Source organism: Tessaracoccus luoxuelianae, from assembly GCF_054483915.1.
On sequence record NZ_CM137013.1, the window covers coordinates 2,532,303 to 2,556,594 of the forward strand.

Annotated in this window: 26 protein-coding genes; 3 read left to right on the forward strand and 23 right to left on the reverse strand. The window is 69.5% G+C overall.

What is annotated here, in order from left to right:
* The 7 genes from tyrS to argC are packed head-to-tail and all read right to left on the reverse strand — an operon-like array spanning position 1 to position 7,551.
* On the reverse strand, positions 1-1,254 hold the full coding sequence (gene tyrS, locus ACX1D1_RS11555; protein WP_459054644.1) for a tyrosine--tRNA ligase: 1,254 nt from the start codon (positions 1,252-1,254) through the stop codon (positions 1-3).
* 33 nt (positions 1,255-1,287) lie between these two features.
* On the reverse strand, positions 1,288-2,700 hold the full coding sequence (gene argH / locus ACX1D1_RS11560; protein ID WP_459054645.1) for an argininosuccinate lyase: 1,413 nt from the start codon (positions 2,698-2,700) through the stop codon (positions 1,288-1,290).
* Positions 2,690-3,190 (reverse strand): arginine repressor, encoded by a 501-nt coding sequence (locus ACX1D1_RS11565; RefSeq protein WP_182783896.1) that lies wholly within the window; start codon positions 3,188-3,190, stop codon positions 2,690-2,692. Before ACX1D1_RS11565 ends, argH begins: the two co-directional genes overlap by 11 nt.
* On the reverse strand, positions 3,183-4,355 hold the full coding sequence (locus tag ACX1D1_RS11570) for an acetylornithine transaminase (protein ID WP_459054646.1): 1,173 nt from the start codon (positions 4,353-4,355) through the stop codon (positions 3,183-3,185). The genes ACX1D1_RS11565 and ACX1D1_RS11570 overlap by 8 nt, the downstream gene beginning before the upstream one ends.
* Entirely contained in the window at positions 4,352-5,257 is a 906-nt protein-coding gene (gene argB / locus ACX1D1_RS11575; protein ID WP_182784032.1) for an acetylglutamate kinase, read from the reverse strand. Before argB ends, ACX1D1_RS11570 begins: the two co-directional genes overlap by 4 nt.
* Positions 5,258-5,315: 58 nt before the next feature.
* On the reverse strand, positions 5,316-6,479 hold the full coding sequence (gene argJ / locus ACX1D1_RS11580) for a bifunctional glutamate N-acetyltransferase/amino-acid acetyltransferase ArgJ (protein WP_182783892.1): 1,164 nt from the start codon (positions 6,477-6,479) through the stop codon (positions 5,316-5,318).
* A gap of 40 nt (positions 6,480-6,519) precedes the next feature.
* Positions 6,520-7,551, reverse strand: coding sequence for an N-acetyl-gamma-glutamyl-phosphate reductase (gene argC, locus ACX1D1_RS11585; protein WP_459054647.1), 1,032 nt, complete (start codon positions 7,549-7,551; stop codon positions 6,520-6,522).
* An 80-nt stretch (positions 7,552-7,631) separates the two neighbouring features.
* On the opposite strand from argC, the gene ACX1D1_RS11590 reads away from it, so the two are divergent.
* The gene (locus tag ACX1D1_RS11590; RefSeq protein WP_459054648.1) at positions 7,632-8,534 is read left to right on the forward strand and encodes a hypothetical protein; all 903 of its coding nucleotides are present in this window, start codon (positions 7,632-7,634) and stop codon (positions 8,532-8,534) included.
* 67 nt (positions 8,535-8,601) lie between these two features.
* Positions 8,602-10,083, forward strand: a complete 1,482-nt coding sequence (putP, locus tag ACX1D1_RS11595) for a sodium/proline symporter PutP (RefSeq protein ID WP_459054649.1) — start codon at positions 8,602-8,604, stop codon at positions 10,081-10,083.
* Here putP and ACX1D1_RS11600 read toward each other — a convergent pair.
* The 10 genes from ACX1D1_RS11600 to ACX1D1_RS11645 all read right to left on the reverse strand — a co-directional run bounded on the left by ACX1D1_RS11600 (position 9,998) and on the right by ACX1D1_RS11645 (position 19,544).
* Complete coding sequence (locus ACX1D1_RS11600; RefSeq protein ID WP_182799471.1) at positions 9,998-11,338, reverse strand: MFS transporter; 1,341 nt, start codon at positions 11,336-11,338, stop codon at positions 9,998-10,000. The genes putP and ACX1D1_RS11600 overlap by 86 nt on opposite strands.
* Complete coding sequence (locus ACX1D1_RS11605; protein ID WP_459054650.1) at positions 11,335-11,922, reverse strand: TetR/AcrR family transcriptional regulator C-terminal domain-containing protein; 588 nt, start codon at positions 11,920-11,922, stop codon at positions 11,335-11,337. The genes ACX1D1_RS11600 and ACX1D1_RS11605 overlap by 4 nt, the downstream gene beginning before the upstream one ends.
* Before the next feature lie 5 nt (positions 11,923-11,927).
* Positions 11,928-12,998 (reverse strand): GNAT family N-acetyltransferase, encoded by a 1,071-nt coding sequence (locus ACX1D1_RS11610; protein WP_459054651.1) that lies wholly within the window; start codon positions 12,996-12,998, stop codon positions 11,928-11,930.
* Positions 12,999-13,039: 41 nt separating this feature from the next.
* Complete coding sequence (pheT, locus tag ACX1D1_RS11615) at positions 13,040-15,529, reverse strand: phenylalanine--tRNA ligase subunit beta (RefSeq protein ID WP_459054652.1); 2,490 nt, start codon at positions 15,527-15,529, stop codon at positions 13,040-13,042.
* Positions 15,526-16,635, reverse strand: a complete 1,110-nt coding sequence (gene pheS / locus ACX1D1_RS11620; protein WP_459054653.1) for a phenylalanine--tRNA ligase subunit alpha — start codon at positions 16,633-16,635, stop codon at positions 15,526-15,528. The genes pheT and pheS overlap by 4 nt, the downstream gene beginning before the upstream one ends.
* Positions 16,619-17,446 (reverse strand): TrmH family RNA methyltransferase, encoded by an 828-nt coding sequence (locus ACX1D1_RS11625; RefSeq protein ID WP_182784030.1) that lies wholly within the window; start codon positions 17,444-17,446, stop codon positions 16,619-16,621. The genes pheS and ACX1D1_RS11625 overlap by 17 nt, the downstream gene beginning before the upstream one ends.
* Positions 17,447-17,462: 16 nt before the next feature.
* Positions 17,463-17,828, reverse strand: a complete 366-nt coding sequence (gene rplT / locus ACX1D1_RS11630; protein WP_182783874.1) for a 50S ribosomal protein L20 — start codon at positions 17,826-17,828, stop codon at positions 17,463-17,465.
* Positions 17,829-17,906: 78 nt separating this feature from the next.
* Entirely contained in the window at positions 17,907-18,113 is a 207-nt protein-coding gene (gene rpmI, locus ACX1D1_RS11635; protein WP_182783872.1) for a 50S ribosomal protein L35, read from the reverse strand.
* Between the two features lie 33 nt (positions 18,114-18,146).
* Positions 18,147-18,914 carry a translation initiation factor IF-3 gene (gene infC, locus ACX1D1_RS11640; RefSeq protein ID WP_459054654.1) on the reverse strand — a complete coding sequence of 256 codons (768 nt, stop codon included), beginning with the start codon at positions 18,912-18,914 and terminating at the stop codon, positions 18,147-18,149.
* Positions 18,915-19,052: 138 nt separating this feature from the next.
* Complete coding sequence (locus tag ACX1D1_RS11645; protein ID WP_459054655.1) at positions 19,053-19,544, reverse strand: SseB family protein; 492 nt, start codon at positions 19,542-19,544, stop codon at positions 19,053-19,055.
* A 54-nt stretch (positions 19,545-19,598) separates the two neighbouring features.
* On the opposite strand from ACX1D1_RS11645, the gene ACX1D1_RS11650 reads away from it, so the two are divergent.
* Positions 19,599-20,072: a hypothetical protein gene (locus ACX1D1_RS11650; RefSeq protein ID WP_459054656.1), complete on the forward strand. Its 474-nt coding sequence runs from the start codon at positions 19,599-19,601 to the stop codon at positions 20,070-20,072.
* A gap of 1 nt (position 20,073) precedes the next feature.
* On the opposite strand, the gene ACX1D1_RS11655 is transcribed toward ACX1D1_RS11650, so the two are convergent.
* The 6 genes from ACX1D1_RS11655 to ACX1D1_RS11680 all read right to left on the reverse strand — a co-directional run bounded on the left by ACX1D1_RS11655 (position 20,074) and on the right by ACX1D1_RS11680 (position 24,284).
* Entirely contained in the window at positions 20,074-20,598 is a 525-nt protein-coding gene (locus ACX1D1_RS11655) for a PH domain-containing protein (RefSeq protein WP_459054657.1), read from the reverse strand.
* Complete coding sequence (hisG, locus tag ACX1D1_RS11660; protein WP_459056582.1) at positions 20,586-21,377, reverse strand: ATP phosphoribosyltransferase; 792 nt, start codon at positions 21,375-21,377, stop codon at positions 20,586-20,588. The genes ACX1D1_RS11655 and hisG overlap by 13 nt, the downstream gene beginning before the upstream one ends.
* A gap of 82 nt (positions 21,378-21,459) precedes the next feature.
* Positions 21,460-21,723: a phosphoribosyl-ATP diphosphatase gene (locus tag ACX1D1_RS11665; protein WP_459054658.1), complete on the reverse strand. Its 264-nt coding sequence runs from the start codon at positions 21,721-21,723 to the stop codon at positions 21,460-21,462.
* Positions 21,724-21,740: 17 nt separating this feature from the next.
* On the reverse strand, positions 21,741-22,991 hold the full coding sequence (gene mshC / locus ACX1D1_RS11670; RefSeq protein ID WP_459056583.1) for a cysteine--1-D-myo-inosityl 2-amino-2-deoxy-alpha-D-glucopyranoside ligase: 1,251 nt from the start codon (positions 22,989-22,991) through the stop codon (positions 21,741-21,743).
* A gap of 40 nt (positions 22,992-23,031) precedes the next feature.
* Entirely contained in the window at positions 23,032-23,769 is a 738-nt protein-coding gene (locus tag ACX1D1_RS11675; RefSeq protein ID WP_459054659.1) for an Rv2133c family protein, read from the reverse strand.
* Positions 23,766-24,284 carry an Rv2134c family protein gene (locus ACX1D1_RS11680; protein ID WP_459054660.1) on the reverse strand — a complete coding sequence of 173 codons (519 nt, stop codon included), beginning with the start codon at positions 24,282-24,284 and terminating at the stop codon, positions 23,766-23,768. The genes ACX1D1_RS11675 and ACX1D1_RS11680 overlap by 4 nt, the downstream gene beginning before the upstream one ends.
* Positions 24,285-24,292: the final 8 nt, after the last annotated feature.

The following is a 24,292-nucleotide window of genomic DNA, read 5'->3' on the forward strand; positions in this document are numbered from 1 at the left end:
TCAGGAGCGGTAAACCCCGCTCACCGTCTTGCGCCCTCGTCGGAGGACTGCGAAACGCCCGTGCAGGAGGGTTGAGGGCGTGAGCATGAGCTCCGGGTCCTCCACCTTCACGTTGTTGAGGTAGGCGCCGCCCTCGGCGATGGCGCGCCGCGCGGCGCCCTTCGACTCGACCACGCCGGACAGCGCCAGCGCGTCGACGATGGATACGTCCGCGTCGACGCTCTTGGCGCCCACCTCACTCAGCACCGTCTCCAGCGTCTGTGGCGTCAGGTCTTCCAGCTGCCCCCGCCCGAAGAGCGCTCCCGCGGCGTGCACCGCGGCCTGCCGCTCGTCGACTCCGTGCACAAGGTCCGTCACGTCGTCTGCCAGGGCGCGCTGCGCCTCCCGCTTGAACGGAGCCTCGACCGCGGAGCGCTCGAGAGCCTCGATCTCCTCCCGTGAGCGGAACGAGAACACCTTGAGGTAGTCGATGACCTTGGCATCCTCTGCGTTGAGGAAGAACTGATGGAACGCGTACGGCGAGGTCAACGTCGGATCGAGCCAGACGGTGCCGGCCTCGGTCTTGCCGAACTTGGTGCCATCGGCCTTCGTCAGCAGTGGCGTGGCCATGGCATGGACGTGCCCCTGGTCGCTGCGCCGGATGAGCTCGACCCCGGCGGTCAGGTTGCCCCACTGGTCCGAGCCGCCCGTCTGCAGCGTCACGCCGTGACGCCTGTGCAGCTCGCGGTAGTCCATCGACTGCAGCAGCACGTAGGAAAACTCCGTGTACGAGATGCCGGACTCCAGCCGCCGGGCGACGACGTCGCGCGCGAGCATCCTGTTGACGGGGAAGTGCTTGCCCACGTCGCGGAGGAAGTCCAGGACCGACATCTGGCTGGTCCAGTCGAAGTTGTTGACCATGGTGGCGGCGTTGGGCCCCTCGAACAGGACGTAGCGCTCGACCTGGGCCCGGATCCGCTCCACCCAACCCGCCACGACGTCGGCTGAGTTCATCACACGCTCGCCGGACTGCTTCGGATCCCCGATGAGGCCCGTAGCACCGCCTACCAGCAGGAACGGCTGGTGCCCCGCATCCTGAAGCCTTCGGGCCAGCAGAAGCTGGACCAGGTTGCCGGTGTGCACGCTCTGCGCGGTGGGATCGAACCCCACGTAGAACCTCACCGGGCCGTCGTCCAGATGCGCCGCCAGCGCATCGGGGTCCGTCGAGTGGGCAATCAGGCCACGCCAGCGAAGGTCGTCGAGCAGTGCGTTCACGCCGGTCAGCATAGCCCGAGGGCTCCTCGGGGCTCAGCCTGCGTGGAACCCGGCGAGCTCCACCTGGGCCGCGCGCAGCTCCTCGAGCTGCTCACCCACGCGATCCGGCGCCGTGCCACCCCGCCCATTCCTGGAGGCGACGGATCCCTCCACCGTCAGGACCGCCAGCACCGACCCGTCGAGATGGGGCGAGATGGCGGGAAGGTCCTCGGCGGTGAGCTCCTGCAGCGTGATGCCCCTCGCCTCGCAGTAGCGCACCGTCTCCCCCGCTACCTCGTGGGCGACGGCGAACGGTACATGGGCGCGGACGAGGTGATCCGCCACATCCGTGGCCAACGAGAAGCCCTTCGGCGCCACCTCGGCCATCCGGTCCGGATGGAAGGTCAAGGTCCCCACCATGCCCGCGACGGCGGGCAGCAGCACGTGAAGCTGGTCCACGCCGTCGAAGATGGGCTCCTTGTCCTCCTGGAGGTCCCGGTTGTACGCCAGAGGAAGCCCCTTCAGGGTCGCGAGCAGCCCCGCCAGGTTGCCGATCAGGCGCCCCGCCTTCCCGCGCGCGAGCTCCGCCACATCCGGATTCTTCTTCTGCGGCATGATCGAACTGCCCGTGGACCAGGCGTCGTCCAGGCTGGCGAATCCGAACTCGGCGGTGCACCAGATGATCACGTCCTCCGCCAGGCGGGACAGGTCCACACCGATCTGGGCCAGCACGTAGGCGGCCTCGGCGATCAGGTCCCGTGCCGCGGTGCCGTCGATCGAGTTGGGCACGGAGGAGCCGAATCCGAGCTCGCGGGCGACCAGCTCGGGGTCCAGCCCCAGGGAGGTGCCGGCGAGCGCCGCGGAGCCGTACGGGCTCACCGCCAGTCGGCGGTCGAGGTCGCGCAGGCGGTCGATGTCGCGGACGAGCGGCCAGGCATGCGCCAGTAGGTGGTGGCTCAGCAGGATGGGCTGCGCGGACTGGAGGTGTGTGCGGCCGGGCATCACCACGCCCAGATGCCGGTGGGCTTGCGCGGCAAGCGCGTCGATGACCTGATCCACGTCCTGGGCGATCAGCCGGGCCTCCTCGCGCAGATAGCTGCGGATGAGGGTGGCGATCTGGTCGTTGCGGGAGCGTCCCGCCCGCAACCGGCCTCCAAGCTCCGCGCCGACGATCTCCTTCAACCCGCGCTCCAGGGCGCCGTGGACGTCCTCGTCGCTCTCGGCGGCGACGAACTCGCGCGCCTCGACCCGACGGGATAGCTCCGCGAGACCCTCGTCCATGGCGGCCGCCTGCTGATCGTCCAGCAGTCCCGCGGCGTGCAGGGCCTTGGCATGGGCCCGGGACCCGGCCACATCGTGGAGCGCCAACCGCCAGTCGAACTGCGTGGACTTGCTCAACGCGAACATGGCCTCGCTGGGTCCCCCCGCGAATCGACCGCCCCAGAGTCGTCCCTGCTCAGTGCTCATCGAGAAGCCCTCTTCCTGGTCGTCCGCTCTTGGTCATCTCGGAGATCCGCAGCACCACGCCGTCGGCCGCCTCCTCGTCTGCGGCGATGACGAGGATGGTGTCATCCCCGGCGATCGTACCCATCACGCCCGCCATCGCGGCGGCGTCGAGGCTGGCGGCGAGATACTGAGCGGCCCCCGGGGGCACCTTCAGCACGATCTGATTGCCGGCCGCACGCAGCGACTGGAGCATCTCCGCGCACAGGCGGGCCAGCTTGTCCATCGTCGCTCCGTGCCCTTCATCGGAGCCCGCGGCGTAGACGAGGGAGCCGTCATCCGCCCGCTGCCTGATGGCGCCGAGCGCCAGAAGGTCCTTGGACAGTGTGGGCTGGCTCACGCTGATGCCTTCCGCGGCCAAGGCCTCGATCAGATCCGCCTGCGAGGCGTAACGCGCCTCGTTGACCAGCTGGCGCAGCGTGGCCAGCCGTCCCGCCCTCGTCACTTCAGGCATGCGGCGCCAGGAGGCCCGGCAGCGCGTCGACGAAGGGCTGCAGTTCTGCTGGCGTGGAGATGAGCGGCGGCGCCACCCGCAGGACGTTCGGGCGCGGCGCATTGATGATGAATCCCGCGTCCAGCGCGTCGTCTGCCACCCGCGCCGCCACCTCATCGGTCAGGACCACCCCGAGGAGCAGGCCCCGCCCCCTGACTCCCCTGATCAGGGGATGACCCAGATCCCGCATGGCGTCGGCGAGCCAACGCCCGGTGGTGCGGGCGTTGTCCAGGACGCCGCCCTCCAACGCATCGAGGACGGCATGTCCGGCGGCCGCAGCGACCGGGTTGCCGCCGAAGGTGGTGCCGTGCTGCCCCGGCTGCAGCAGGGACGCCGCAGAACCTGTGGCGAGGCAGGCACCCACCGGAAAACCGTTGCCGAGCCCCTTGGCCAGCGTGACCAGGTCCGCCACCACGCCCTCAGCGCGGTGCGCCAGGTACTCGCCGCACCGGCCGAGCCCCGTCTGCACCTCGTCGATCCACAGCAGCGCGCCCGCCGCGGTGGCGATCTCGCGCGCCGCGGCCAGGAACCCCTCCGGCGCCGGGACCACGCCGTTCTCCCCCTGGATGGTCTCCACCACCACTGCCGCCGTCGTGTCGTCCACCGCCTCGCGCAGCGCGGCGACATCGCCGAAGGGCACGAAGGTCACCTCGCCGGGGAGAGGTTCGAAAGGCTCGCGGTACTTGGGATTGTGGGTGAGCGCCAGGGCCCCCATGGTGCGGCCGTGGAAGGAGCCCTCCATGGCCACCAGCTTGGTACGGCCCGTGAGCCGCGTCAGCTTGAAGGCCGCCTCGTTGGCCTCCGTTCCGGAGTTGGTGAAGAACACGCGTGCCTCGGGCGCGCCCGTGAAGGCAGCCAACCGCTCGGCGAGGCGGATCTGCTGCTCGCTGGCGAAGAAGTTGGACACGTGGCCGAGGTGGCCCAGCTGGCGCGTGATGGCCGCGGTGACGCCTGGATGGTTGTGGCCGAGGCCGTTGACCGCGAGCCCGGAGAGGAGGTCGAGATAGCGGGCGCCGTCGGCGTCGTAGAGGTGCACCCCTTCACCGCGCTCGAACACCCGTTTCGGGGGGCCGAACGCGTTGATCATCACAGCGCCGTACCGCGCCTGGAGATCTGCCTGGCTCATGCCGCTGCCCCCTCGTTGGTGACCATGGTGCCCACGCCCTCGTCGGTGAATATCTCCAGCAGGAGGCAGTGCGGGATCCGCCCGTCGATGACGGTGGCGGACGTGACGCCTCCCTCGACGGCGCGGATGCAGGCCTCCATCTTGGGGATCATGCCCGCGTCGAGTCGCGGGAGCATTCCGCGCACCTCGGGCGTGGAGATCTGCGTGATCACCGACTCCTCGTCCGGGTAGTTGGCATAGACACCTGCCACATTGGTGAGCATCACCAGTCGCTTGGCCCCCAGCGCCACCGCCAGCGCGGCTGCCGCCGTGTCGCCGTTGACGTTGTGCACCTGCCCCTCGACGTCCGGGGCGACGGTGGCCACCACCGGGATGCGGCCAGCCTGGATCAGGTCGAGGATGGCCGCCGGATCAACCGACTCCACGTCGCCGACGAGCCCCAGGTCTATCTCCTCGTCATCGATCATCAGGCCGCGACGCTTGGCGGTGAACAGTCCGCCGTCCTCGCCCGACATGCCCACGGCGAACGCCCCGTGCTGGTTGATGAGATTGACCAACTCGCGCCCCACCTGCCCGACGAGCACCATCCGTACCACGTCCATCGCCTCGGGGGTGGTGACGCGGAGCCCGCCGCGGAACTCCGAGGCGATGTCGAGGCGCGCCAGCATTGAGGAGATCTGGGGTCCGCCGCCGTGCACCACGACCGGCTTCACGCCAACGCGCCGCAGGAACACAATGTCTTCGGCGAAGGCGCGCTTGAGCGCGTCGTCGGTCATGGCGTTCCCGCCGTACTTGATCACGACGGTCTGCCCGGCGTACTCCGCCAGCCAGGGCAGCGCCTCGATGAGGGTGCCCGCCTTGGCGATGAGCTCGGGCTGCTGCTGGATACGGGTCTTGGTCATCATGGGAGGTCCCTCGGGTTGCGGAGCGTGAAGGCGGAGGTGCGGCGGAGCGCCGCGGTCAGGTGGAGTACTCCGCGTTCTCCTTGACGTAGTCGTAGGTGAGGTCGTTGGTGAGGATCGTCGCTGTGTCGCGGCCGGCATGCAGGTCCACCTGGACGTGGACCTGACGGCCCGACAGGTCCACCAGGCCGCGGTCGTCGCCGATCTGGCCCGCCCGGCACACCATGATGCCGTTGAAGGAGACGTCCAGGGCGTCCGGGTCGAACGTGGCGTGGGTGACGCCGATGGCAGAGAGCACCCTCCCCCAGTTGGGATCGCCGCCGAAGATGGCGCACTTGAACAGGTTGGACCTGGCGATCTCCCGGCCGACCGTCAACGCGTCACTCTCGGACGCTGCACCGACCACCTCGATGGAGATCTCGTGGGCCGCGCCCTCGGCGTCGGCGATCAACTGCCGGGCGAGGTCCTGGCAGATCGCGGTCAGCGCCACCTGGAACTCGGTGGGCTCCGGCGCTGTCCCGGAGGCGCCGCTGGCCATCAGCAGCACCGTGTCGTTGGTGGACATGCAGCCATCGGAATCTGCCCGATCGAAGCTCAGCCGGGTGGCCTCCCGCAGGGCGGCGTCGAGGCTTCCCGCGTCGAGGACGGCGTCGGTGGTGAGCACCACCAGCATGGTCGCGAGGCCTGGGGCGAGCATGCCCGCTCCCTTGGCCATCCCTCCGATCGACCACGGCCCAACCCGAATGCCTGCCTGCTTCGGGACCGAGTCGGTGGTCATGATGGCGACGGCCGCGGCGGGGCCCCCGTCATCCGACAGGTGTGCGCACGCGTCGTCGACCCCCGGCAGCAGGAGGTCCATCGGCAGCCGGAGCCCGATCAGCCCGGTGGAGCACACCGCGACGTTGTCAGTGATGAGCCCGAGCTGCCCCGCGACCCGCGACGCCGTCGCAGCCGAATCAGCGAAACCGTCCGCTCCCGTGCACGCGTTTGCGCCGCCCGAGTTGAGCACCACGGCCTGCAACTGTCCGTCCTCGACCGCCTGCCTCGACCACTTCACCGGGGCCGCGACGACGCGGTTCGAGGTGAAGACGCCGGCCGCCGCCATGCTCGGCCCGGTGTTCCGGACGACGGCGAGGTCTGGGCGGCCGCTCGCCTTGAGGCCGGCCGTGACGCCCGAGGCGAGGAATCCCTGCGGGAGGGTCACTCCGGTAGGTGTGCTCATGACTGTGTCTCTTCCTTATCTGAGATATGCGTTGCCTGGATCAGGGCGCGACGCCCACCGCGGGCAACCCGAGTGACTCCGGAAGACCCAGGGCCAGGTTCATCGACTGGACCGCACCGCCGGCGGTGCCTTTGGTGAGGTTGTCGATGGCCGAGATGGCGATCAGCCGACCCGCCGACTCGTCGACCGTCACCTGGACAGTCGTGACGTTGGACCCCGCGACCGAGGCTGTCTGAGGCCACACCCCCGGCGGCAGGACGTGCACGAACGGTTCGTCTGCGTAGAACTCCCGATAGGCCTGCTGCGCGTCCTCGGAGGTGACACCCTCGGCGACTGGCGCGGAGCAGGTGGAGAGGATTCCCCTGGGCATCGGGGCCAGCAGCGGGGTGAACGAGACGTTGACCGCGGCGCTGGTCACAGACGAGAGGTTCTGAACGATCTCAGGGGTGTGCCGGTGAATCCCGCCCACTCCATAGGGGCTCATGTTGCCCATCACCTCGGAGGCGAGGAGGTTCGGCTTGAGTGACTTCCCGGCGCCGGAGGCCCCGCTGGCCGCGACGATGACGATCTGGCCCGGATCTATCAGGCCGTTGGCCACGGCGGGGAGAAGGGCGAGCGTGCAGGCCGTCGGGTAGCAGCCCGGGACCGCGATGCGCCTGGCCCCGGCCAAGCGCTCCCGTTGGCCCGGCAGCTCGGGCAGGCCGTACGGCCACGTCCCGGCATGCGCCGACCCGTAGAACCGCTCCCAGGCTGCCGGATCCTGAAGCCGGAAATCCGCCCCGGCGTCCACCACCAGGGTGTCGTCTCCCAACTGTGCCGCGATCGCGGCCGAAGTGCCGTGCGGAAGCGCGAGGAAGACCACGTCGTGGCCGGCCAACTCGGCCGCGGTGGTGGGCGCGACCATACGGTCCGCCAAGGCGAACAGGTGGGGCTGGTGGACCCCCAACCTGTCGCCGACGCTCGAGTTGCCGGTGAGGGCGCCGATCTCGACCTCAGGATGCTGGAGCAGGAGGCGAAGGAGCTCACCGCCCGCGTAGCCCGTGCAGCCCGCGACCGCCACTGAATACGTCATAGGCTTGAGTATGCCATGGGTTCGATACATATTCCACTGGGGGCGGGATACCCTTGACTCCCACATCTGAGGAGGCGCCGGTGGCCGGCTTCGTCCGCACGACGATCTCGCTCGTGCTCCTGCTCGCGGCCGTTGGCGCGGCGATGGCCGGGCTCGGGGCCCACTGGCTCGACCGGGTCGCCCGCACCCCGGCCCCCCTGCACGCGATAGCGGGGCCCCTGGCCTCCGATCAGCGCGTGATGGACGCGATCGCCGTCGAACTGAGCGCGGCCGCGGTCACACGGCTCCCCGCCGCCGTCGACCTTCTGCCCGGAGTCCGAGCGCAGCTGGAGGACCTGATCGCTCGCGCCGTCGACGCCGCGCTCACCGATGAAGGCGTGACCGAGGCTTGGCACGAGGCGATCGACCTCTCGCGCGCGGACTTCGTCACCGGCCTGGACGCCATGCGCACCGAGGGCGCCGACGCGCCGACGCTGTGGCTGCCCCTGGCGCCCTTCGTCGAGATGGGTCAGGCCAGGCTGCTGGAGATGACGCCGGAACTCCTGCGGCCCCTCGTCACGGAGCCTGACATCCCCGACGAGGAGCTGCGCATCGCGCTCGGCCGACCCGACACCGTGCAGGCGGGATATGCCGCCGACGGGTTGGCGGTGGCCAGGCACTGGATCTGGTTCTATGCGGCCGCAGCCCTGTTGGCTGTCCTCGGGCTCGCCGTCGGTTCACGACGAGGGCGCTGGGTGGCCTGGACCCTGGCTGCGGGGGCTGGGACGGTCGCGGTGATCCTCGGGCGGCGCACCCTCACCGCGGTTTCCATTCCTGAGGGGGATTCCATCGCGGCGGCGGTTCAGGCGGGCCTGGTGGAGGGCACGATGTCCTCCCTGCTGGACTGGACCGCACCCGCCGTCGCGGTGGGATGGGCGCTCCTGGCACTCGGGCTCCTCGGCCTTGCCGTCTCCTCAGCGCGGGCGAGAAGACGCGTTAGCTGACTTCGCCGGTGCTGCGGCCGGGACCGCGCGATAGGTTGACCCGAGTTCGCCGCGTCGAAGGGAAGACATGTCTGAGGAGACTTACCAGGGCATCGCGATGGTCGTGTACTTCGTCGCGATGATCGGCATCGGCGTCTGGGCCTACTACCGCACGACCACGGTCAACGACTACATGCTGGCGGGACGGGCGCTCGGCCCAGTGGCCGCCGCCCTGTCCGCGGGAGCCTCCGACATGTCGGGGTGGCTGCTCATGGGACTGCCCGGGGCGCTGTACCTCTCAGGCATGGTGGAGTTCTGGATCGCCATCGGGCTGAGCATCGGCGCTTGGCTCAACTGGAAGTTCGTCGCCCCCCGCCTGCGCGCCTACACCGAACTGGCGGGCGACGCGATCACCATCCCCAGCTTCTTCGGCAACCGCCTCAGGGACTCGACGAGAGCGCTACGCCTCACCGCCGGCGTGATCATCCTGGTGTTCTTCACCTTCTATGTCTCGAGCGGAATGGTGGCCGGGGGCAAGTTCTTCGACGCCTCGTTCGGCATGGACTACCGCCTGGGCATGGTCCTGGTGGCCGGGGTTGTGGTGCTCTACACCCTGGTGGGTGGCTTCCTGGCCGTGTCCTACACCGACCTCGTCCAGGGAATCATGATGCTGGCGGCGCTGGTCGCGGTCCCGCTCGCAGGGGTGGTCTATGTCGGCGGGCCGGTCGCGCTGTACGACATCGTCGTGACGCTGGACCCGGACGCCTTCAAGCTCTGGGGGGCCACGACCACCGTGATGGGCGTGGTGTCGTCTGCCGCGTGGGGGCTGGGCTACTTCGGCCAGCCGCACATCGTCGTGCGGTTCATGGCGCTGCGCACACCTCAGGAGGCCGTGCCCGCCCGACGCATCGGCATGGGCTGGATGATCCTGTCCTGCCTCGGCGCCGCAGGCACCGCACTCGTGGGCATCGCTGTCTTCAAGCGTGACGAGGGCCTCCTCCCGGACCAGGAGACGGTGTTCATCGCCTTGGGACAACTGCTGTTCCACCCCCTGATCGCCGGGTTCATGCTGGCGGCGATCCTCGCCGCCATCATGTCCACCATCTCGTCGCAACTCCTGGTCACGGCGTCGGCCCTCGTCGAGGACCTGTACGCGACGTTCTTCCCCGCAGGGCTGACCGCCGCACGCGGCGTGCTGTTGAGCAGGGGGGCGGTGCTGGCCGTGGCCATCGTCGCCGCTGCGCTGGCCTGGGAGCAGAACGACACCATCCTGGGCCTGGTCGCCTTCGCCTGGGCCGGCTTCGGCGCCGCCTTCGGGCCGACGGTGCTGCTGAGCCTCTACTGGCGCGGGCTCAGCAGTTGGGGAGCCCTCGCGGGCATGGTGGTGGGCGCGGTGACCGTCGGCGTCTGGGGGACGTTGGAGGGCGGCATCTTCGACGTCTACGAGATCCTGCCCGGCTTCCTGCTCAACCTCCTCACGGCGCTCACTGTGTCGTCGGTGACCTACCGTCGGAACCCGGAGATCGAGGCCGAGTTCGACGAGCAGGTCCGCCTGCTGGCCCGGGCGTGATCTGAGGCATCAACCACCACGCCCACACCGCTCCCGCCCAGCACAGACCCCCGATCACGGCCCCGGCCGCCGCGATCGGCCACGCCACCGTCACCAGTGCCACGATGCCGGGCGCCAGCAGCCAACCCGTGCCGTTGACGGTGTTCCACCTGGCCAGGTGCCTGGTCCGGTGGGCCTCGGGCGACAGGTCGATGCCCAGCGTCATCACGATCCCGGCCCCGAACCCGTTCCCGAATGCCACCAGGGCCGCCGACGCCGCAAGGGCCCAGAAGGCCCCGGTCCGCGAACCCTCTGGGATTGTCGCGGAGAGCACCACCAGAAGCACGTATCCGGCGCCGGAGAAGATGAGGCACGGCACCAGGACGGCGGCCCGCCCATGTCGGTCCATCAGGGTCCCCGCCGGAACGAACATCCCCAACTCGACCACGGCGGCGATGGCGAAGATGAGCGAGATCTCGTCACCGCGGAGCCCGAGCATCGCGCCCAGCAGCGGGAAGATGAGCGGGCGGGAGATCCGGGACATGGTGAGCGGCACCGTGGCGAATCCGGCGAGGACCATGGTCACGCCGGCGGTCCGGTCCGGCGCCTGCGGCGAGGGCGCCACCGGGATTCTTCCCACTGCCTGGCGCATGGTGGGTCGCTTCGCGGCGTGCTCCCCGGGGAGCATCGTGAGCGCCACCATGAGCGTAGCGGCGGCCATCGCCACCGCGTCGAGACCGATCACCCAACCCTCGTAACCCAGGGCGATGATGCCTGCCCCGAGCAGTGGCCCGATCACCTGGCCGATGCGCATCATGCCTCCGAAGGTGCTCATCCCCCGGGCCCGCAGTTCTGGTGGCAGAGCGGTTCCGAGGTAGGCCTGCCGCCCGATGATCCACACCTCCCGGGACAGTGACGACACCACGAGGGAGGCGACAAGGCCCGCCTGGTGCCAGTGCGTGGGGCCGGTGATGCGTGCATGCTCCACCATCACCAGCGTGCCGATCTGGGTGCAGGTCACCGCCACCCCGGTGACGATCATGGCCCGCCGCTCCCCCAGCGCCGTCATCAGCGCCCCCAAAGGGATGGGGCCGAGAACACCCACGACACCGGTGATGAGGGTCAGCGCTGCTGCCGCCGGTACCGAGAACCCCAACGCCAGGGCGATGAGCGGGATCACAGGCAGAGTGGCCATCATTCCGACGGCCTGAGCCAGCGTGGGCGCGTACACCGGTCCGATCAGCGAACGCAGGACGAGGCGCGCACTCGCGCTCATCGCATCGCGCCGGGTCCGACCCCGATCCGCACCGTGGACGAGTCCACCCCTGAGATGAAGAGCGCAAGCCCCCACTCGAAGGTGCGGGTCGCGTCGGCGGCATCGAAGTGGCTGACCACGCCCAACTGATGCATCTGCGCCCGCGTCTGCTCCTCCATGACGTGCCCGAGCACGAAGTGCAGGAGCGCCGCCATGGTGGCGGCCGGCTCATGCGCCAGGGCGGCCTCCAACCGCGCCTGACCGGCGGCACATGGATCCACCGCGCCGAGTCCGAGCGCGTGCGCCGAGGAGACCAGCTCGGCGGCATCGCGGTGCTGGAGCAGCGCCCGACGCAGCCCTCGCGCCCACTCCGACAGCCAATCGGCGACGGCGCCTGGACCCGGGGCCCCGTCGGCCACAGCGGCGGCGAGGATCTCGTCGGCGACGGCGGCGAGCAGCGACTGCTTGTTGGGAACGTGATAGTACAGCGCCCCGGCCTGGACCCCGAGTGCGTCGGCAACCCGCCGCATCGACAGGTCGCCGAGGCCGTACTCGTCGAGAATGCCTAGCCCTGCCTCAACGATGGACCGACGGGACAGCGCCACGCGCCTCAGCCCCGCATCCGGTGCTCGAACCAACCCGACGCCGCGATCGGGCGATACCCCAGACGCCGGTTGATGGCCAACATGTAGTCATTCTCCGACGCGTTGCCCGTGACCAGCCGCCCGGCCAGTGGCCACTGTGCGCGCACCGAGGCGTGACTGTGCGTCTTGGCGAACCAGCCCAGGCCGCGACCGCGGTGGTCTCCCACGACGAGGGTCTCCCACTGGTCCACCACCGGCCGGCCGGACTCGTAGATGAATCGGGTGAAGCCGACGAGGCGCCCCGTCGGGATGTGCCGGACGGCGGTGTAGAGCCACTCGCAGCCACCCCTGGCCAGCGCCTCATCGTGGCTGAGCACCCGGGCGGCGTCGATCAGCTCAGGCTCAAGAGCCGCCTCGCCCATCGGCACGTCCGTGCTCATCACCACCATCAGGCGGGCCATCTCGTCGAGCCATTCAGCCGGGGTGGTTCCAGACCACTGCACCAGGTCGTACTCGGGCGCGGTGGCCGCCCGAGCCGCAGCGGCATCGGCGTCCAGCAGGCCCTGCTCCGGGAGGGTCATCCCTGAGATGGTCTCCACCTGCACGAGCCGGTAGCCACTGCTCAGCAGGAAGCGCGCCGGTGCCCCTTCCGGGTCGATGGCCCCCTCCCCCTCAGCGGCGCTGAGCCGGCGCGAGCCGCGGGGAGTGGCCGGCTCCCACGTCCAGGCCTGCAGAGTGTCGCGGCCGGCGGAGCGCGCCTCCGCGACCGCTGCGTCATAGAGCGCCGCGCCTATGCCACGGCCGCGGTGAGCCTCCGCCACGACAACGCTGAGGAAGGCCACGTGCCTGTTGTCACGCTGCGGCAGCTCAACGAACGCGACACCCACGGGCGTGCCGTCCTCGAACGCGACGAACGGCACCTGGAGGCTGTACTGGGGCCTGGTCCCTTCGGCCCAGCGGCGCAGCGCCGAGTGCGACAGGTCCTCGTTGCCGAACAGCCCGCGCACCACGTCGCCCCAGAGACGCTCGTCGAGTTCGAAGATCCAGAAGCCTGGATCCTCAGGGAACGAGGGGTAGTCCATCCGCGTGATCTGCACCTGAGCAGCCTACTCGGGACGCCGGGGAACCGGCGTGAGCGTCAGGCGCGCTGCACCGCCCCGAACCGTTCGACGGCGACCGCCACGGCCGCCTGCCTCGCGGCTGCGGCTTCCGCGTCGGTGAGCGTCCTGTCGGATCGGAAGCGCAGCGCGAACGCCAACGACTTGCGTCCCTCGCCCACCTGATCGCCCGAGTACACGTCGAACAGGGAGATGGACTCCAGCAGTTCCCCGGCACCCTCAGCCAACGCGGACTCGACCTCAGCGGCAGGGACGTCGCGATCGACGATCAGCGCCACGTCCTCCTTGGCGAGCGGGAACGGCGACAGAGTCCCGATGGCGCCCCCCGAGACGGCCTGGCTCAGCAGGAGGTCCAGGTTGAACTCGACAGCTGCGGTTCGCTCGGGGAGCCGCAGAGCCGCGACCACCGCTGGGTGCACCTCGCCGGCGTAGCCCAGGACGATCCCGTTGAGCGACAGCTCAGCGCAGCGACCCGGATGCCATGGCGCCCGCTCCACGTTGCGCCGCGACAGCCGCGCACCCACGGCCGCGGCGGCGTGCTCCGCGAGGGCCACCACGTGGGTCCAGTCCGCCGCGACAGCCGGGCCGGCCCATCCCGCGGGCCTCCAGTTGCCGGTGACGACCGCGGCCACCGTGTGCGGCTGCGCTGGGATGGCCGCGTCGATGTCGGCGATCTCCTCATCGGACGGTCGGTGCGCCACACCGGGACGCGGTGCGGCGGGCTCGCCACCCTCGAAGAACGCCTTGCCCTGCTCGAACAGCGCGAGGTCCGTGAGGCTGCGGGAGGTGTTGCGCGCCACGGCGGCGAACAGCCCCGGCAGCAGGGAGGTCCGCAGGTAGGGATGGGTCTCGGACAGCGGGTTGGCCAACCGGATGAGCCGCCGGGTCGGGTCGTCGGCCGGGATCTGCAGCTGATCGAGCTCCTCGACCGAGGCGAAGGGCAGCGACAGCACCTCGGTGAACCCGAGGGCCGCGATGGCCCGCAGCACGGCCCGCCGATGGAGCAGGCGCGGCGCCAGCCCGCGGCTCACGGGCGGGATGGGGAGCTTGAGTCCGATGCGGTCGTAGCCGATGTGGCGTCCGACCTCCTCGACGATGTCGTAGGGGTCAACGAGGTCGCCGCGCCAGCTCGGCACCTCCAGCGTCAGGGAATCGCCCAGCGAAGTCACGGACACCCCGCTTGCCGCCAGCAGCCGGACGCTCTCGTCCTGATCCACGCGCGTCCCCAGCACGGCGGGGATGAGTCCGGAGCGCAACGACACCCTGTGGGGCGATGGCGCCGACCCGACGACGGTCTCGGCTGTCATCGCGCCCCCGCCGTGGGTGGTGAGCAGTTGGGCGGCGCGCCGGGCGGCGGCGTAGGGCACCTGCGGGTCGACGCCGCGCTCGAACCGCTTGGACGCCTCCGAGGGAAGTCCGTGGCGGCGGAAGGTCCGCGACACGGAGACCGGCTGGAAGTGCGCTGCCTCGAGCACGATGGTGGTTGTCGATCCGGACACCTCGGTGTCTTCGCCGCCCATGACGCCCGCGAGCCCGATCGGGCCTGAGTCGTCGGTGATCAGCAGGTCGTCTGCGTCCAGCTGCCGGTCCTGCCCGTCCAGGGTCCGCAACTTCTCCCCTGCTGCGGCCGCACGGACCCGGATCGGGCCTTGGAGCTTTCGCGCGTCGTAGGCGTGGAGGGGCTGACCGGACTCCAGCATCACGTAGTTGGTCACGTCCACCGCCAGCGAGATCGAGCGGACTCCCGCCCCCTTCAGCCTGTCCGCCATCCACCCCGGGGTGGCGGCAGCCGGGTCGAGGCCGTCAATCGTAAGGGCTACGAACGCCGTGCAGCGGGGGTCCTCCAACACGACGCGGTGTCCGCCGTCGGTGGGCTCAGGCAGGTGCTGCCGGTACGGATCCTCGAAGGAGACCCCGTTGACGATCGAGGCCTCCCGCGCCAGGCCCCGGAGGGACAGGCAGTAGCTCAGATCCGGGGTGACGTCGATGTCCAGCACCTCATCGGCGGTCCACAGGAGGGCGACTGCGTCGTCGCCCGGCTCACCTGCGTCGGAGGGCAGCACGATGATGCCGTCGTGATCCTCGCCCAGCCCGAGCTCGAGCTGGGAGCAGATCATGCCGTCGGAGACGTGTCCGTAGGTCTTTCGGGCGGCGATCTGGAAGTCGCCGGGCAGCACGGTGCCGGGGAGCGCCACCACCACCAGGTCGCCTTCGGCGAAGTTGTGGGCTCCGCAGACGATGCCGCGGCTCGCGGGGTACTCGTCAGTGGCCTCGTCGTTGTGGGCGCCGACATCCACCCGGCAGTAGCGGATGGTCTTGCCGTTCTTCTGCGGCTCATCCACCGACGTGAGCACGCGCCCCACGGTGAGGGGACCGGTGACGGGCGACTCGGTGGACTCGATGTGTTCGACGGTGAGGCCCAACGCTGTGAACTGGTCTGCGAGCTGGGCGGTGGTGACGCCGGCGGGCAGCGTGACGAGGTCTCGCAGCCAGGAAACGGGGGCCTTCATCGGGATCCTCCCAGGATTGAACGGCTGAATCGGATGTCGCCCTCGACGAAGTCGCGGAGGTCCGGCGCGCCGGTGCGGAACATCACCGTGCGGTCCACGCCCATCCCGAAGGCGAAGCCCGAGTAGACGTCGGCGTCAATGCCGCAGGCCGTGAGGACGCGCGGGTTGACGACGCCACAGCCGCCCCACTCGATCCAGCCTTCGGACCGGCAGGTGCGGCAGGGGCGCTCCGGGTTGCCGACGGACTCACCGTGGCAGACGAAGCACTGCAGGTCCACCTCGGCGCTCGGCTCGGTGAACGGGAAGTAGTGGGGCCGCATCCGGGTCTGCACGTCGCCGAACATTGCCCGCGCCAGGTGGTCCAGAGTCCCCCGCAGGTCAGCCATCGAGATGCCCTTGTCCACGACGAGGCCCTCCAACTGATGGAACACGGGCAGGTGGGTGGAGTCGTACTCATCGGCCCGGAAGACCTTCCCGGGGCTGATCACATACAGCGGGACGCCACGCTCGAGTAGAGACCGGACCTGCACAGGCGAGGTCTGGGTGCGCAGCAGCTTGCCCTCCGACGGCGGGTCCACCCACAGGGTGTCCTGTTGGGCCCGTGCGGGGTGGTCCGGCGCCAGGTTGAGTGCGTCGAAGTTGTACCATTCGGCCTCGAGTTCGGGACCGTCGGCCACCTCCCAGCCCATGCCCACGAATACGTCGATCATCTCGTCGATGAGGGACGTGACGGGGTGCAGAGCCCCGCGGGGGCCCATCTCCACAGGCAGCGTCATGTCAAGGCGTTCGGCCACGAGCGCCTCCTCGAGTTCGGAGGCCGCAAGGCCGGCCCGGCGATCCGCGAAGGCCCGCGCGACGGTAGCGCGCGCCTGCCCCACCCGTTGCCCGGCCTCCTTGCGGGCCTGAGGCGGAAGGGCGCCGATCTCACGGTTCGCCAACGCCAGCGGCGAGGCGTCGCCCGCGTGGTCCAGGCGGGCCTGCTTCAGCTCGGCGGTGGTGGTGGCCGCGTCGATCGCCGCCAGGGCGGCCGCCACGGCGGAGTCGATGGCATCCGGATTGAGGGCAGCGACCTGCTTGGGATCAAAGTTGTCATTGGGCCCGGACATCGTCGGGTCCTCCTTCTTCACCGGTTCGACGTTGCGCAGATGCGGTGGCGTAGAGGCACACCGCAGCCGCGCTGGAGAGGTTGAGGCTCTCCGCTTGCCCCCACATTGGCACGGCGACCACCTCGTCCGCCAGCCGGGCATCCTCCGGCGGCAGTCCCCACGCCTCATTGCCCATGATCCAGGCGATGGGACCGCTGAGCTCACCGGCGGCGGCCTTGAGGTCCAGTGGTGCCCCGTCGCCGTCGGCCGCGAGGACCTTCAGCCCCATCGCCTTGACCCGCGCGACGGCCTCGGACAGGGGAACGCCGGTGAGGATGGGCATGTGGAAGAGGCTGCCCACCGTGGACCTGACGGTCTTGGGGTTGTAGATCTCGACGCTTCCGGCGGTGAGGATCACGGCGTCGGCGCCGAAGGCGTCGGCGCACCGGATGACGGTGCCCGCGTTGCCGGGGTCCCGCACCTGTGCGCAGATCACCACCAGCCGGGCGCCCTCCAGGGCGTCCCAGCCGTAGCTCAGCTGCCGGCAGACCGCGACGATGCCCTGCGGGGTGACCGTGTCGCTGAGCTGCCTCATGGCGTGCTCGTCGGCCTGCCACACCGGCACGGCGATCCCCTCCAGGAGATCAGCGTGCTTGGCGGGATCGTCGACGATCACCTCCTCGACGACATCCGCCGCGGCCAGCGCCTCCCGGACCGCCTGGCGACCCTCGACGAGAAAGGTCCCCGACAGGTCCCGGCCCCTCCTCTGCGTCAAACGACGAACCGAACGCAGCACCGAGGCGGGAAGGCCAGGGGCAACGTTCGGTTCCATCGTCACTGAGGAGTTCTCAGGCTGCTGCGGGCTGGTGATCCTTGGCGACCGCGACCAGGGCGTTGAACGTGGCGGTGTCGTTGACGGCCAGCTCGGCCAGGATCTTGCGATCCACCTCGACACCAGCGTTCTTCAGGCCGTTGATGAAGCGGTTGTAGGTCATGCCCTCCGCGCGGACGGCGGCGTTGATGCGCTGGATCCACAGGCGGCGGAAGTCGCCCTTCTTGGCGCGACGATCGCGGTAGGCGTAGGTGGCCGAGTGCAGGAGCTGCTCCTTGGCCTTGCGGTACAGGCGCGAGCGCTGACCGCGGTAGCCGGAGGCCTGCTCGAGAATTTCACGACGCTTCTTATGCGCGTTCACAGAACGCTTCACGCGTGCCATGGGGGATCTCCTTGGATGTGGTCGGCAGCGCCGACGAATGGTCTAGGTGGGAGGTGGCGGTGGCGCCGGGGGAATCGCTCAGCGACCCTTGTGCTTGCCGAGGAGCTTGCGCATCTTCTTGGCGTCAGGAGCCGAGACCACCTCGACGCCGGCCAAGCGGCGGGTGCGGGTGGATGACTTGTGCTCGTTGAGGTGGCCGAGGTTGGCCTGACGGCGCAGCAGCTTGCCGGTCCCCGTCGTCTTGAACCGCTTCTTCGCGCCGGAGTGCGACTTCATCTTCGGCATGGTTGGCTCGCTTTCTTCTTCTGTTCGATCTCGTCAGAGATCGATGTCTGGGTCCATGTTGTCTGCCGGGCCGCGATGCTTCTTCGGCGAGGGAGACGCCTGGGCGCGCAGCTCTGCCTCCATCTTGCGTTCCTGCTCGGCATGCTCGAGGCGCTCGGCGATGCGACGGTCGCGATCTGCGGCCTGCTCCACCTTGGCTTCTGTCTTCTTCTTCGTGGGGCCGAGCACCATCAGCATGTTGCGGCCGTCCTGCTTGGCGGAAGACTCCACGTAGCCGTACTCGGCCACATCAGCGGCGAGCCGCTTCAGGAGATCCATTCCGAGCTCGGGGCGGGACTGCTCGCGCCCCCGGAACATGATGGTGATCTTGACCTTGTCTCCGGCCTTGAGGAACCGGACGACGTGGCCCTTCTTCGTCTCGTAGTCGTGCGAATCGATCTTGAGCCGGAGCTTCATCTCCTTGGTGCTCACGTTCGACTGGTTCCGTCGGGCGTCGCGTTCCTTCTGCGCAGCCTCGAACTTGAACTTGCCGTAGTCCATCAGCTTGGCGACGGGCGGACGGGCCATCGGCGCCACTTCGACAAGATCCAGATCGTTCTCCGCCGCCAGACGCAAGGCGTCCTCGACGCGCACGATGCCTACCTGCTCGCCTTTGGGGCCGACGAGCCGGACTTCGGGTACTCGGATGCGATCATTGATCCGCGGTTCAGTGCTGATGGGTCCTCCAGTGAGAGATGGTGTGGGCACCGACGAAAAAGGCCTCCGCGCATGCGGAGGCCACGACGCCGACGCACGGTCCACGACCGTTCGCCTGGGGCGACCCGGCCACCAGGGCGGCTCGGGTGGGAGTGACCACTCCACTTGTGCGCGGCAGCAGAAGCCGCCGGATAACTCGCAGCAGTCTACGCCGCGGCCCAGAAAAACTCCAAAAGCACCCGGTCAGGCGGTTCTGGCCCAGGCGAAGTCTCCGTTGTCGAGCTCCACAAGCGCGTTTCCGTCCGCCAGCGAGGCCAGCGTGTCGCCTTCGATCACGAATGGGACCGGGCCCGCCGGATCCAGCAGCAGCCGCGTGGCACCGGCGGGGATCACTGTGGCGGCCAGCTCGTCGAGCAGGCACAGCACCGGACGGGCCTCGTCGTTCCAGGCGCGGAGGGAATCGTATCCGGTGAAGGCGATCAGGTAGGCGCCCGAGTCGTCGCTGAGCGTCACGGCCGCCATCTCGGCATGGCGGTCCGGATCCGGATGGTCGGTCTCATCCCCGGTCGCGATCACCGGGAGCAACAGCCGGCTGGAGCACAGTGCGACGAGGGCGCGCGCGTAGCCCGCCTGCTCGGTGGCACGCGCGATGGCGGACCGCACGAGGGGGTCGGGCGCGCCGTCGTCGCCTGCGAAACGGGCACTTGGCTGGGCTAGGGATCTCAGCTCGGGCATGGTCCGAGCCTATCGCTCACGACGCAGCCAGGGCCGTGTGCCAGACTGGTGGGCATGCCACTGTCGCTGCTCCTCACCATCGGGTTGACCATCGTGATCCTCGCCATCGCCGCGGGCGTGACGGCGCGCTCCCGCCGCGCACGGCCCGCCGTCATGGGTGTCGGTTGGGCGCTCCTTCCCGTTGGCCTTTACCTGACGGGGCTGACCCAGGTGATCGTCGACGGCGTCCGCGCGTTCATCGACTGGCTGATGCGCACGCCCTGGACCGTGGTGACGAGCTGGGGCCTGGGCCTGTTCGTCGGCGGCGTGCTCTTGATCGTGATCGCGGCGTTCCTGCCGCGGACACGCAAGACCACCGCCCCGTCGGCGCCCCAGCAGCCGGCCGCGCAGGGCAAGCGCCCGCAGGTGGCCTCCCCCGCCCCGGCCGCCAAGCCGGCCGCGCAGGCTCCCCAGCCCGCGGCTCAGAAGGGCGTGGACCCCGAGGACGCTGAGATCGAGGCCCTGCTGCGCAAGCGCGGCATCATGTGACTCAGGCCGGATCCGGTGGGGAACCGGGGTCGTCGAGGAGGCTGGGATCCACGTCGCGGCTGGTTGCCCCATGATCCACGAGCCAACGGCGAAGCTCCACGACCTTGCGCTGAGCGGCCTCGCCCTCGAGGAACTGGATGGCCAGGACCGGGCGGCGGCGGATCTCGTGCCCGCCCTTGATCAGCAGTGACGACCAGGCATCTCCCGGACGCAACCGGACTCCCGCCACCTCGTCGATCCGGTAGCGACGCAGGAACAGCCCGTTCCGGACGGTCACCCCATCCTCGTTGGCCCACAGGCGCGAATAGCCGATGGACAGCATGAGGCCCACCATGAGCAGCACGAAGAAGAGCAGCGTGCCTGCCTGCGGCCAGGTGACCCGGTCCCGGATCTCCTTGCCCAGCGCCCACCACCCGAACAGCGCTGAGGACATCAGGATGACCGACAGCACCACCCCGGTCATCAACGCCGGGGGGCTGGTGTAGGACAACCGCTCCGGAAGCGGCCGCTCGGTCACAGGCGACACGCCGCGAGCTCGGTCAGCAGGATGCCGCGAGCGCCGGCCTCGTAGAGGCGATCCATGAGCAGGTGTGCCCCTTCACGGGGGACAAGCACCCGCACGGCGCACCAGCCGTCCTTGGCAAGCGCCGACACTGTGGGTCCCTCAACACCAGGCGCCAGTGCGGTGGTGGCGGCCAGATCCTCCTGCGCCACGTTGTAGTCCATCATCAGGTAGTTCTGCGCAACGAGCACGGACGTGAGGCGCGTCTCGAGGCCGGCCACACCGGGGGGCAGCTTCCCGCCGGCCCGACGGATGAGAACGGCCTCCGACGTGCAGATCGAGTCCCCGAAGAGCTCGAGGCCGGCGCGCTTCAGCGTGGTGCCGGTGTCCACCACATCAGCCACCACGTCCGCGACCCCGAGCCGGATCGCCGACTCCACGGCGCCGTCGAGCTTGACCATCTCCGCGTGGATGCCGAGGTCGTCGAGGTAGACCTGCAGGAGACCCGGATAGGAGGTGGCCACCCGCTTGCCGTGAACGTCCGCGACAGTCATCGACGAGCCTCCGAGCGCCGCGAACCGGAAGCGGGAGCCGCCGAAGCCCAGCGACATCATCTCGGTGGCGGCGGCCGCCGAATCCAGCAGCATGTCGCGGCCGGTGATGCCGACATCGAGGTCCCCTCGGCCGATGTAGACAGCAATGTCGCGGGGGCGCAGGTAGTAGAACTCGACGCCGTGGTCCGCATCGATGAGCGTGAGGTCCTTGGCGTCGGTGCGCTGGCGGTAGCCGGCGGCGCGCAACATGGCGGCGGCCGGCTCGGCGAGGGCGCCCTTGTTGGGGACGGCGATGCGGAGGAGGCGGTCTGTGCTCACGTGGGTGCCTTCGTCAGAGGTAGCGGTAGATGTCGTCGAGGTCCAGATCGAGCGCCAGCATCATCACCTGAAGGTGGTAGAGCAGTTGGCTGATCTCTTCGGCGGCCTGTTCCTTCGACTCGTACTCGGCGGCCATCCACACCTCGGCGGCCTCCTCGACGATCTTCTTGCCGATGCCGTGGACCCCGGCCTCCAGCCGGGCCACCGTCCCCGACCCCTCGGGTCTGGTGCGGGCGGTCTCGGTCAGCTGCTCGAAGAGTTGGTCGAAGGACTTCACGACGCGCAGCCTACCGCCTACAGGCGGATGCCCAGGAGGGCGTCGATGGCGGTGGTCATCTGGCCGATCGCCTCGGTGTCATCGCCCTCCACCGCGAGGCTGGCGGCCACCCAGGTGTCCACGGCGCTGAGCGCCGCGGGGGTGTCCAGGTCCGAGCGGAGTGCGATCCGCATCGCGTCGATGGTCTCCTGCGCCGGCAGGGCGGCGGCGTTGTTGAGGACCCCGCGCCACCTCTCCAGGCGGGAGGTGGCCGAATCCAGCTGGTCGCGGGTCCAGTCCCAGTTGGTGCGGTAGTGGTGGTCGAGCAGCGCGAGACGGATGGCCATCGGGTCCGCTCCGCTGTGGCGCAGTCGGCTGACCAGCTCGAGGTTGCCCTTCGACTTGCTCATCTTCTCTCCGTCGAGGCCCACCATGCCGGAGTGCACGAACGCCTCGGCCATGGGTTCCCGTGAGGCGGTGATCGATTCGGCCGCACACATCTCGTGATGAGGGAACACGAGGTCCGACCCGCCACCCTGCACGTCGAAGGCGGGGCCGAGAAAGCGCAGCGCGATGGCGGTGCACTCGATGTGCCATCCTGGGCGCCCTGCTCCCAACGATGAGGTCCAGCTGGGCTCGTCGGGGCGCGCGAAGCGCCAGACGAGACAGTCCAAGGGGTGTCGCTTCCCGGTGCGGTCGGGGTCGCCGCCGTTGTCCCGGAAGACCTCGATCATGGTGGCCTCGTCGAGGTGGCTGACTCCTCCGAAGCCCTCAGCGGCCACTGTGTTGAAGTACCAGTCGGGGTGTTCGGGGTCCTCGACCTGATAGACCAGCCCGCTCGGCAGCAGCTGCTCGATCAGCTCGATCACGCACGAGATGGACTCCACCGCACCGATGTAGTTGCCTGGGGGGACGACGCGGAGGTCCTCCATGTCGCTGCGGAACAGCTCGATCTGGTCCTCCGCCAGTTCCTCCCACTCCTGGCCGGTGGCGGCGGCGCGCTCGAGCAGCGGGTCGTCGACGTCGGTCACGTTCTGCGTGTAGTCGACGGTGAGTCCCAGGTCGCGCCAGACGCGGTTGACCAGGTCGAACGCCACGTAGGTGTTGGCGTGCCCGAGGTGGGTGGCGTCGTAGGGTGTGATGCCGCAGACGTACATCCGAGCAGTGCCCTCAGTAGGCCCCACTGGCACGAGCTTCCTGGTGGCGGTGTCATACAGGTTGAGCGACTCGGGGACGGTGCCCTCGGACTTCGGGAGACTGGGGACGGCGACGGGGGCCCACGCATACATGGCGCCCAACTTACCGCCTTGGTTGAGAGTTGGTTGAGTGCTAAAGCGGTGGCCAGGGGATGCCCGGCCAGCGCCCACCGGGCACTGGCATACTGCCGGAGGCCAGCAGCGCCTCGGCTCGTGCGACGAGCGCCTCCCACTCCTCGTCGGCCAGCCCGGGCGCGAGAGGGCCGGCCACGGCCGCGGCCCTGGCCACCAGGTCCAGCTCCTCAGGGCTGAGTGGATCCCCCGCCCACCCCCAGATCACCGTGCGGAGTTTCCCCTCCGCATGGAGGCTCACCCCGTGGTCCACACCGGCCAGCGAGCCGCCGCGGTCGATGAGGTGGCTGGCCTTCCTGTCGGCGTTGTTGAGGAGCGCGTCGAAGAGGGCCACCGCCCTCAGCCTGGGGTCGTCGCGGTGGGCCAGCACCACTGGCTGGTCGTCCTCGGTGACGGCGCTGAGGATGGGGAGCCAGGCCTCGGTCAGGTCTTCGGGGCGGAGCAGGTCGATCAGATCGGTCGCCCCGCCCTCCACCCAATGCTGCGCGGATCCCTCCCCGAGGGGGCCGTCCACCCAGACGGTCAGGGGAATCAGGTCCACGGCGAGCTCACGCGCCAGGGAGTAGGCGGCCACCTCGCGGCGGCCGAGCGTCCCCGTCGGGAAGTCCCACAGCGGGGCCTCTCCCGCGACAGGTTTGTACACCCAGCGCGTGTCCTGCCCGTCCACGGCGAGGAACGTGGCGTTGGAGGCGTCAACAAGCCGCCCCACAAGGCGCAGGTCACCCACCGGCCCGGTCATGTGAAGAGTGGTCCCCGATAACCGTTGGAGCGGGGGCAGATGTGACCCTCGGGGTCCACCGGTTGACCGCACGCCGGGCAGGCAGGACGGCCTGAGGCCACCACCAGCTCGGCCCGCGAGGCGAACTCTCTGGCCATGGAGGGGGTGAGCAGGACCTGCAGCAGCGAACTCTCGCCGGACTCGTCGGCCTCTTCGGAGAACAACTCCAGCACCAGCCTGCCGCGCTCCTGGTCCCAGGCCAGGCCGATCGCCGCCGCACGGAAGGCCACCGTCACGGGAGCGTCGAGGGGGCCCATGTCCGCCGAGGCGCCCGCCTCGGGGACGTCGTGGCCCAGCTCGGCCAGCCTGTCCAGCACCTCGCCCACCCGCACGCCCAGCAGCCGTGCCTGCTGCTTCTCGAGCGCAACCGCCGCGAGGCGGCTGCCCTGCGCCACCTGGATGAGGAACAGTCGGTTGCCCGGCTGCCCGATGGTGCCCACGACGCAGCGATCCGGTCTGTTGAACTCCATCAGCATGACGCCCA

Excerpts from the sequence above, each read along its gene's own strand:
- argH (WP_459054645.1), bottom strand. The coding sequence starts at position 2,700 with ATGAGCACTGAGCAGGGACGACTCTGGGGCGGTCGATTCGCGGGGGGA.
- ACX1D1_RS11565 (WP_182783896.1), bottom strand. The coding sequence starts at position 3,190 with ATGCCTGAAGTGACGAGGGCGGGACGGCTGGCCACGCTGCGCCAGCTG.
- ACX1D1_RS11570 (WP_459054646.1), bottom strand. The coding sequence starts at position 4,355 with ATGAGCCAGGCAGATCTCCAGGCGCGGTACGGCGCTGTGATGATCAAC.
- argB (WP_182784032.1), bottom strand. The coding sequence starts at position 5,257 with ATGACCAAGACCCGTATCCAGCAGCAGCCCGAGCTCATCGCCAAGGCG.
- argJ (WP_182783892.1), bottom strand. The coding sequence starts at position 6,479 with ATGAGCACACCTACCGGAGTGACCCTCCCGCAGGGATTCCTCGCCTCG.
- argC (WP_459054647.1), bottom strand. The coding sequence starts at position 7,551 with ATGACGTATTCAGTGGCGGTCGCGGGCTGCACGGGCTACGCGGGCGGT.
- putP (WP_459054649.1), top strand. The coding sequence starts at position 8,602 with ATGTCTGAGGAGACTTACCAGGGCATCGCGATGGTCGTGTACTTCGTC.
- ACX1D1_RS11600 (WP_182799471.1), bottom strand. The coding sequence starts at position 11,338 with ATGAGCGCGAGTGCGCGCCTCGTCCTGCGTTCGCTGATCGGACCGGTG.
- pheT (WP_459054652.1), bottom strand. The coding sequence starts at position 15,529 with ATGAAGGCCCCCGTTTCCTGGCTGCGAGACCTCGTCACGCTGCCCGCC.
- pheS (WP_459054653.1), bottom strand. The coding sequence starts at position 16,635 with ATGTCCGGGCCCAATGACAACTTTGATCCCAAGCAGGTCGCTGCCCTC.
- ACX1D1_RS11625 (WP_182784030.1), bottom strand. The coding sequence starts at position 17,446 with ATGGAACCGAACGTTGCCCCTGGCCTTCCCGCCTCGGTGCTGCGTTCG.
- rplT (WP_182783874.1), bottom strand. The coding sequence starts at position 17,828 with ATGGCACGCGTGAAGCGTTCTGTGAACGCGCATAAGAAGCGTCGTGAA.
- rpmI (WP_182783872.1), bottom strand. The coding sequence starts at position 18,113 with ATGCCGAAGATGAAGTCGCACTCCGGCGCGAAGAAGCGGTTCAAGACG.
- ACX1D1_RS11645 (WP_459054655.1), bottom strand. The coding sequence starts at position 19,544 with ATGCCCGAGCTGAGATCCCTAGCCCAGCCAAGTGCCCGTTTCGCAGGC.
- ACX1D1_RS11650 (WP_459054656.1), top strand. The coding sequence starts at position 19,599 with ATGCCACTGTCGCTGCTCCTCACCATCGGGTTGACCATCGTGATCCTC.
- hisG (WP_459056582.1), bottom strand. The coding sequence starts at position 21,377 with ATGTTGCGCGCCGCCGGCTACCGCCAGCGCACCGACGCCAAGGACCTC.
- mshC (WP_459056583.1), bottom strand. The coding sequence starts at position 22,991 with ATGTATGCGTGGGCCCCCGTCGCCGTCCCCAGTCTCCCGAAGTCCGAG.
- ACX1D1_RS11675 (WP_459054659.1), bottom strand. The coding sequence starts at position 23,769 with ATGACCGGGCCGGTGGGTGACCTGCGCCTTGTGGGGCGGCTTGTTGAC.
- ACX1D1_RS11680 (WP_459054660.1), bottom strand. The coding sequence starts at position 24,284 with ATGCTGATGGAGTTCAACAGACCGGATCGCTGCGTCGTGGGCACCATC.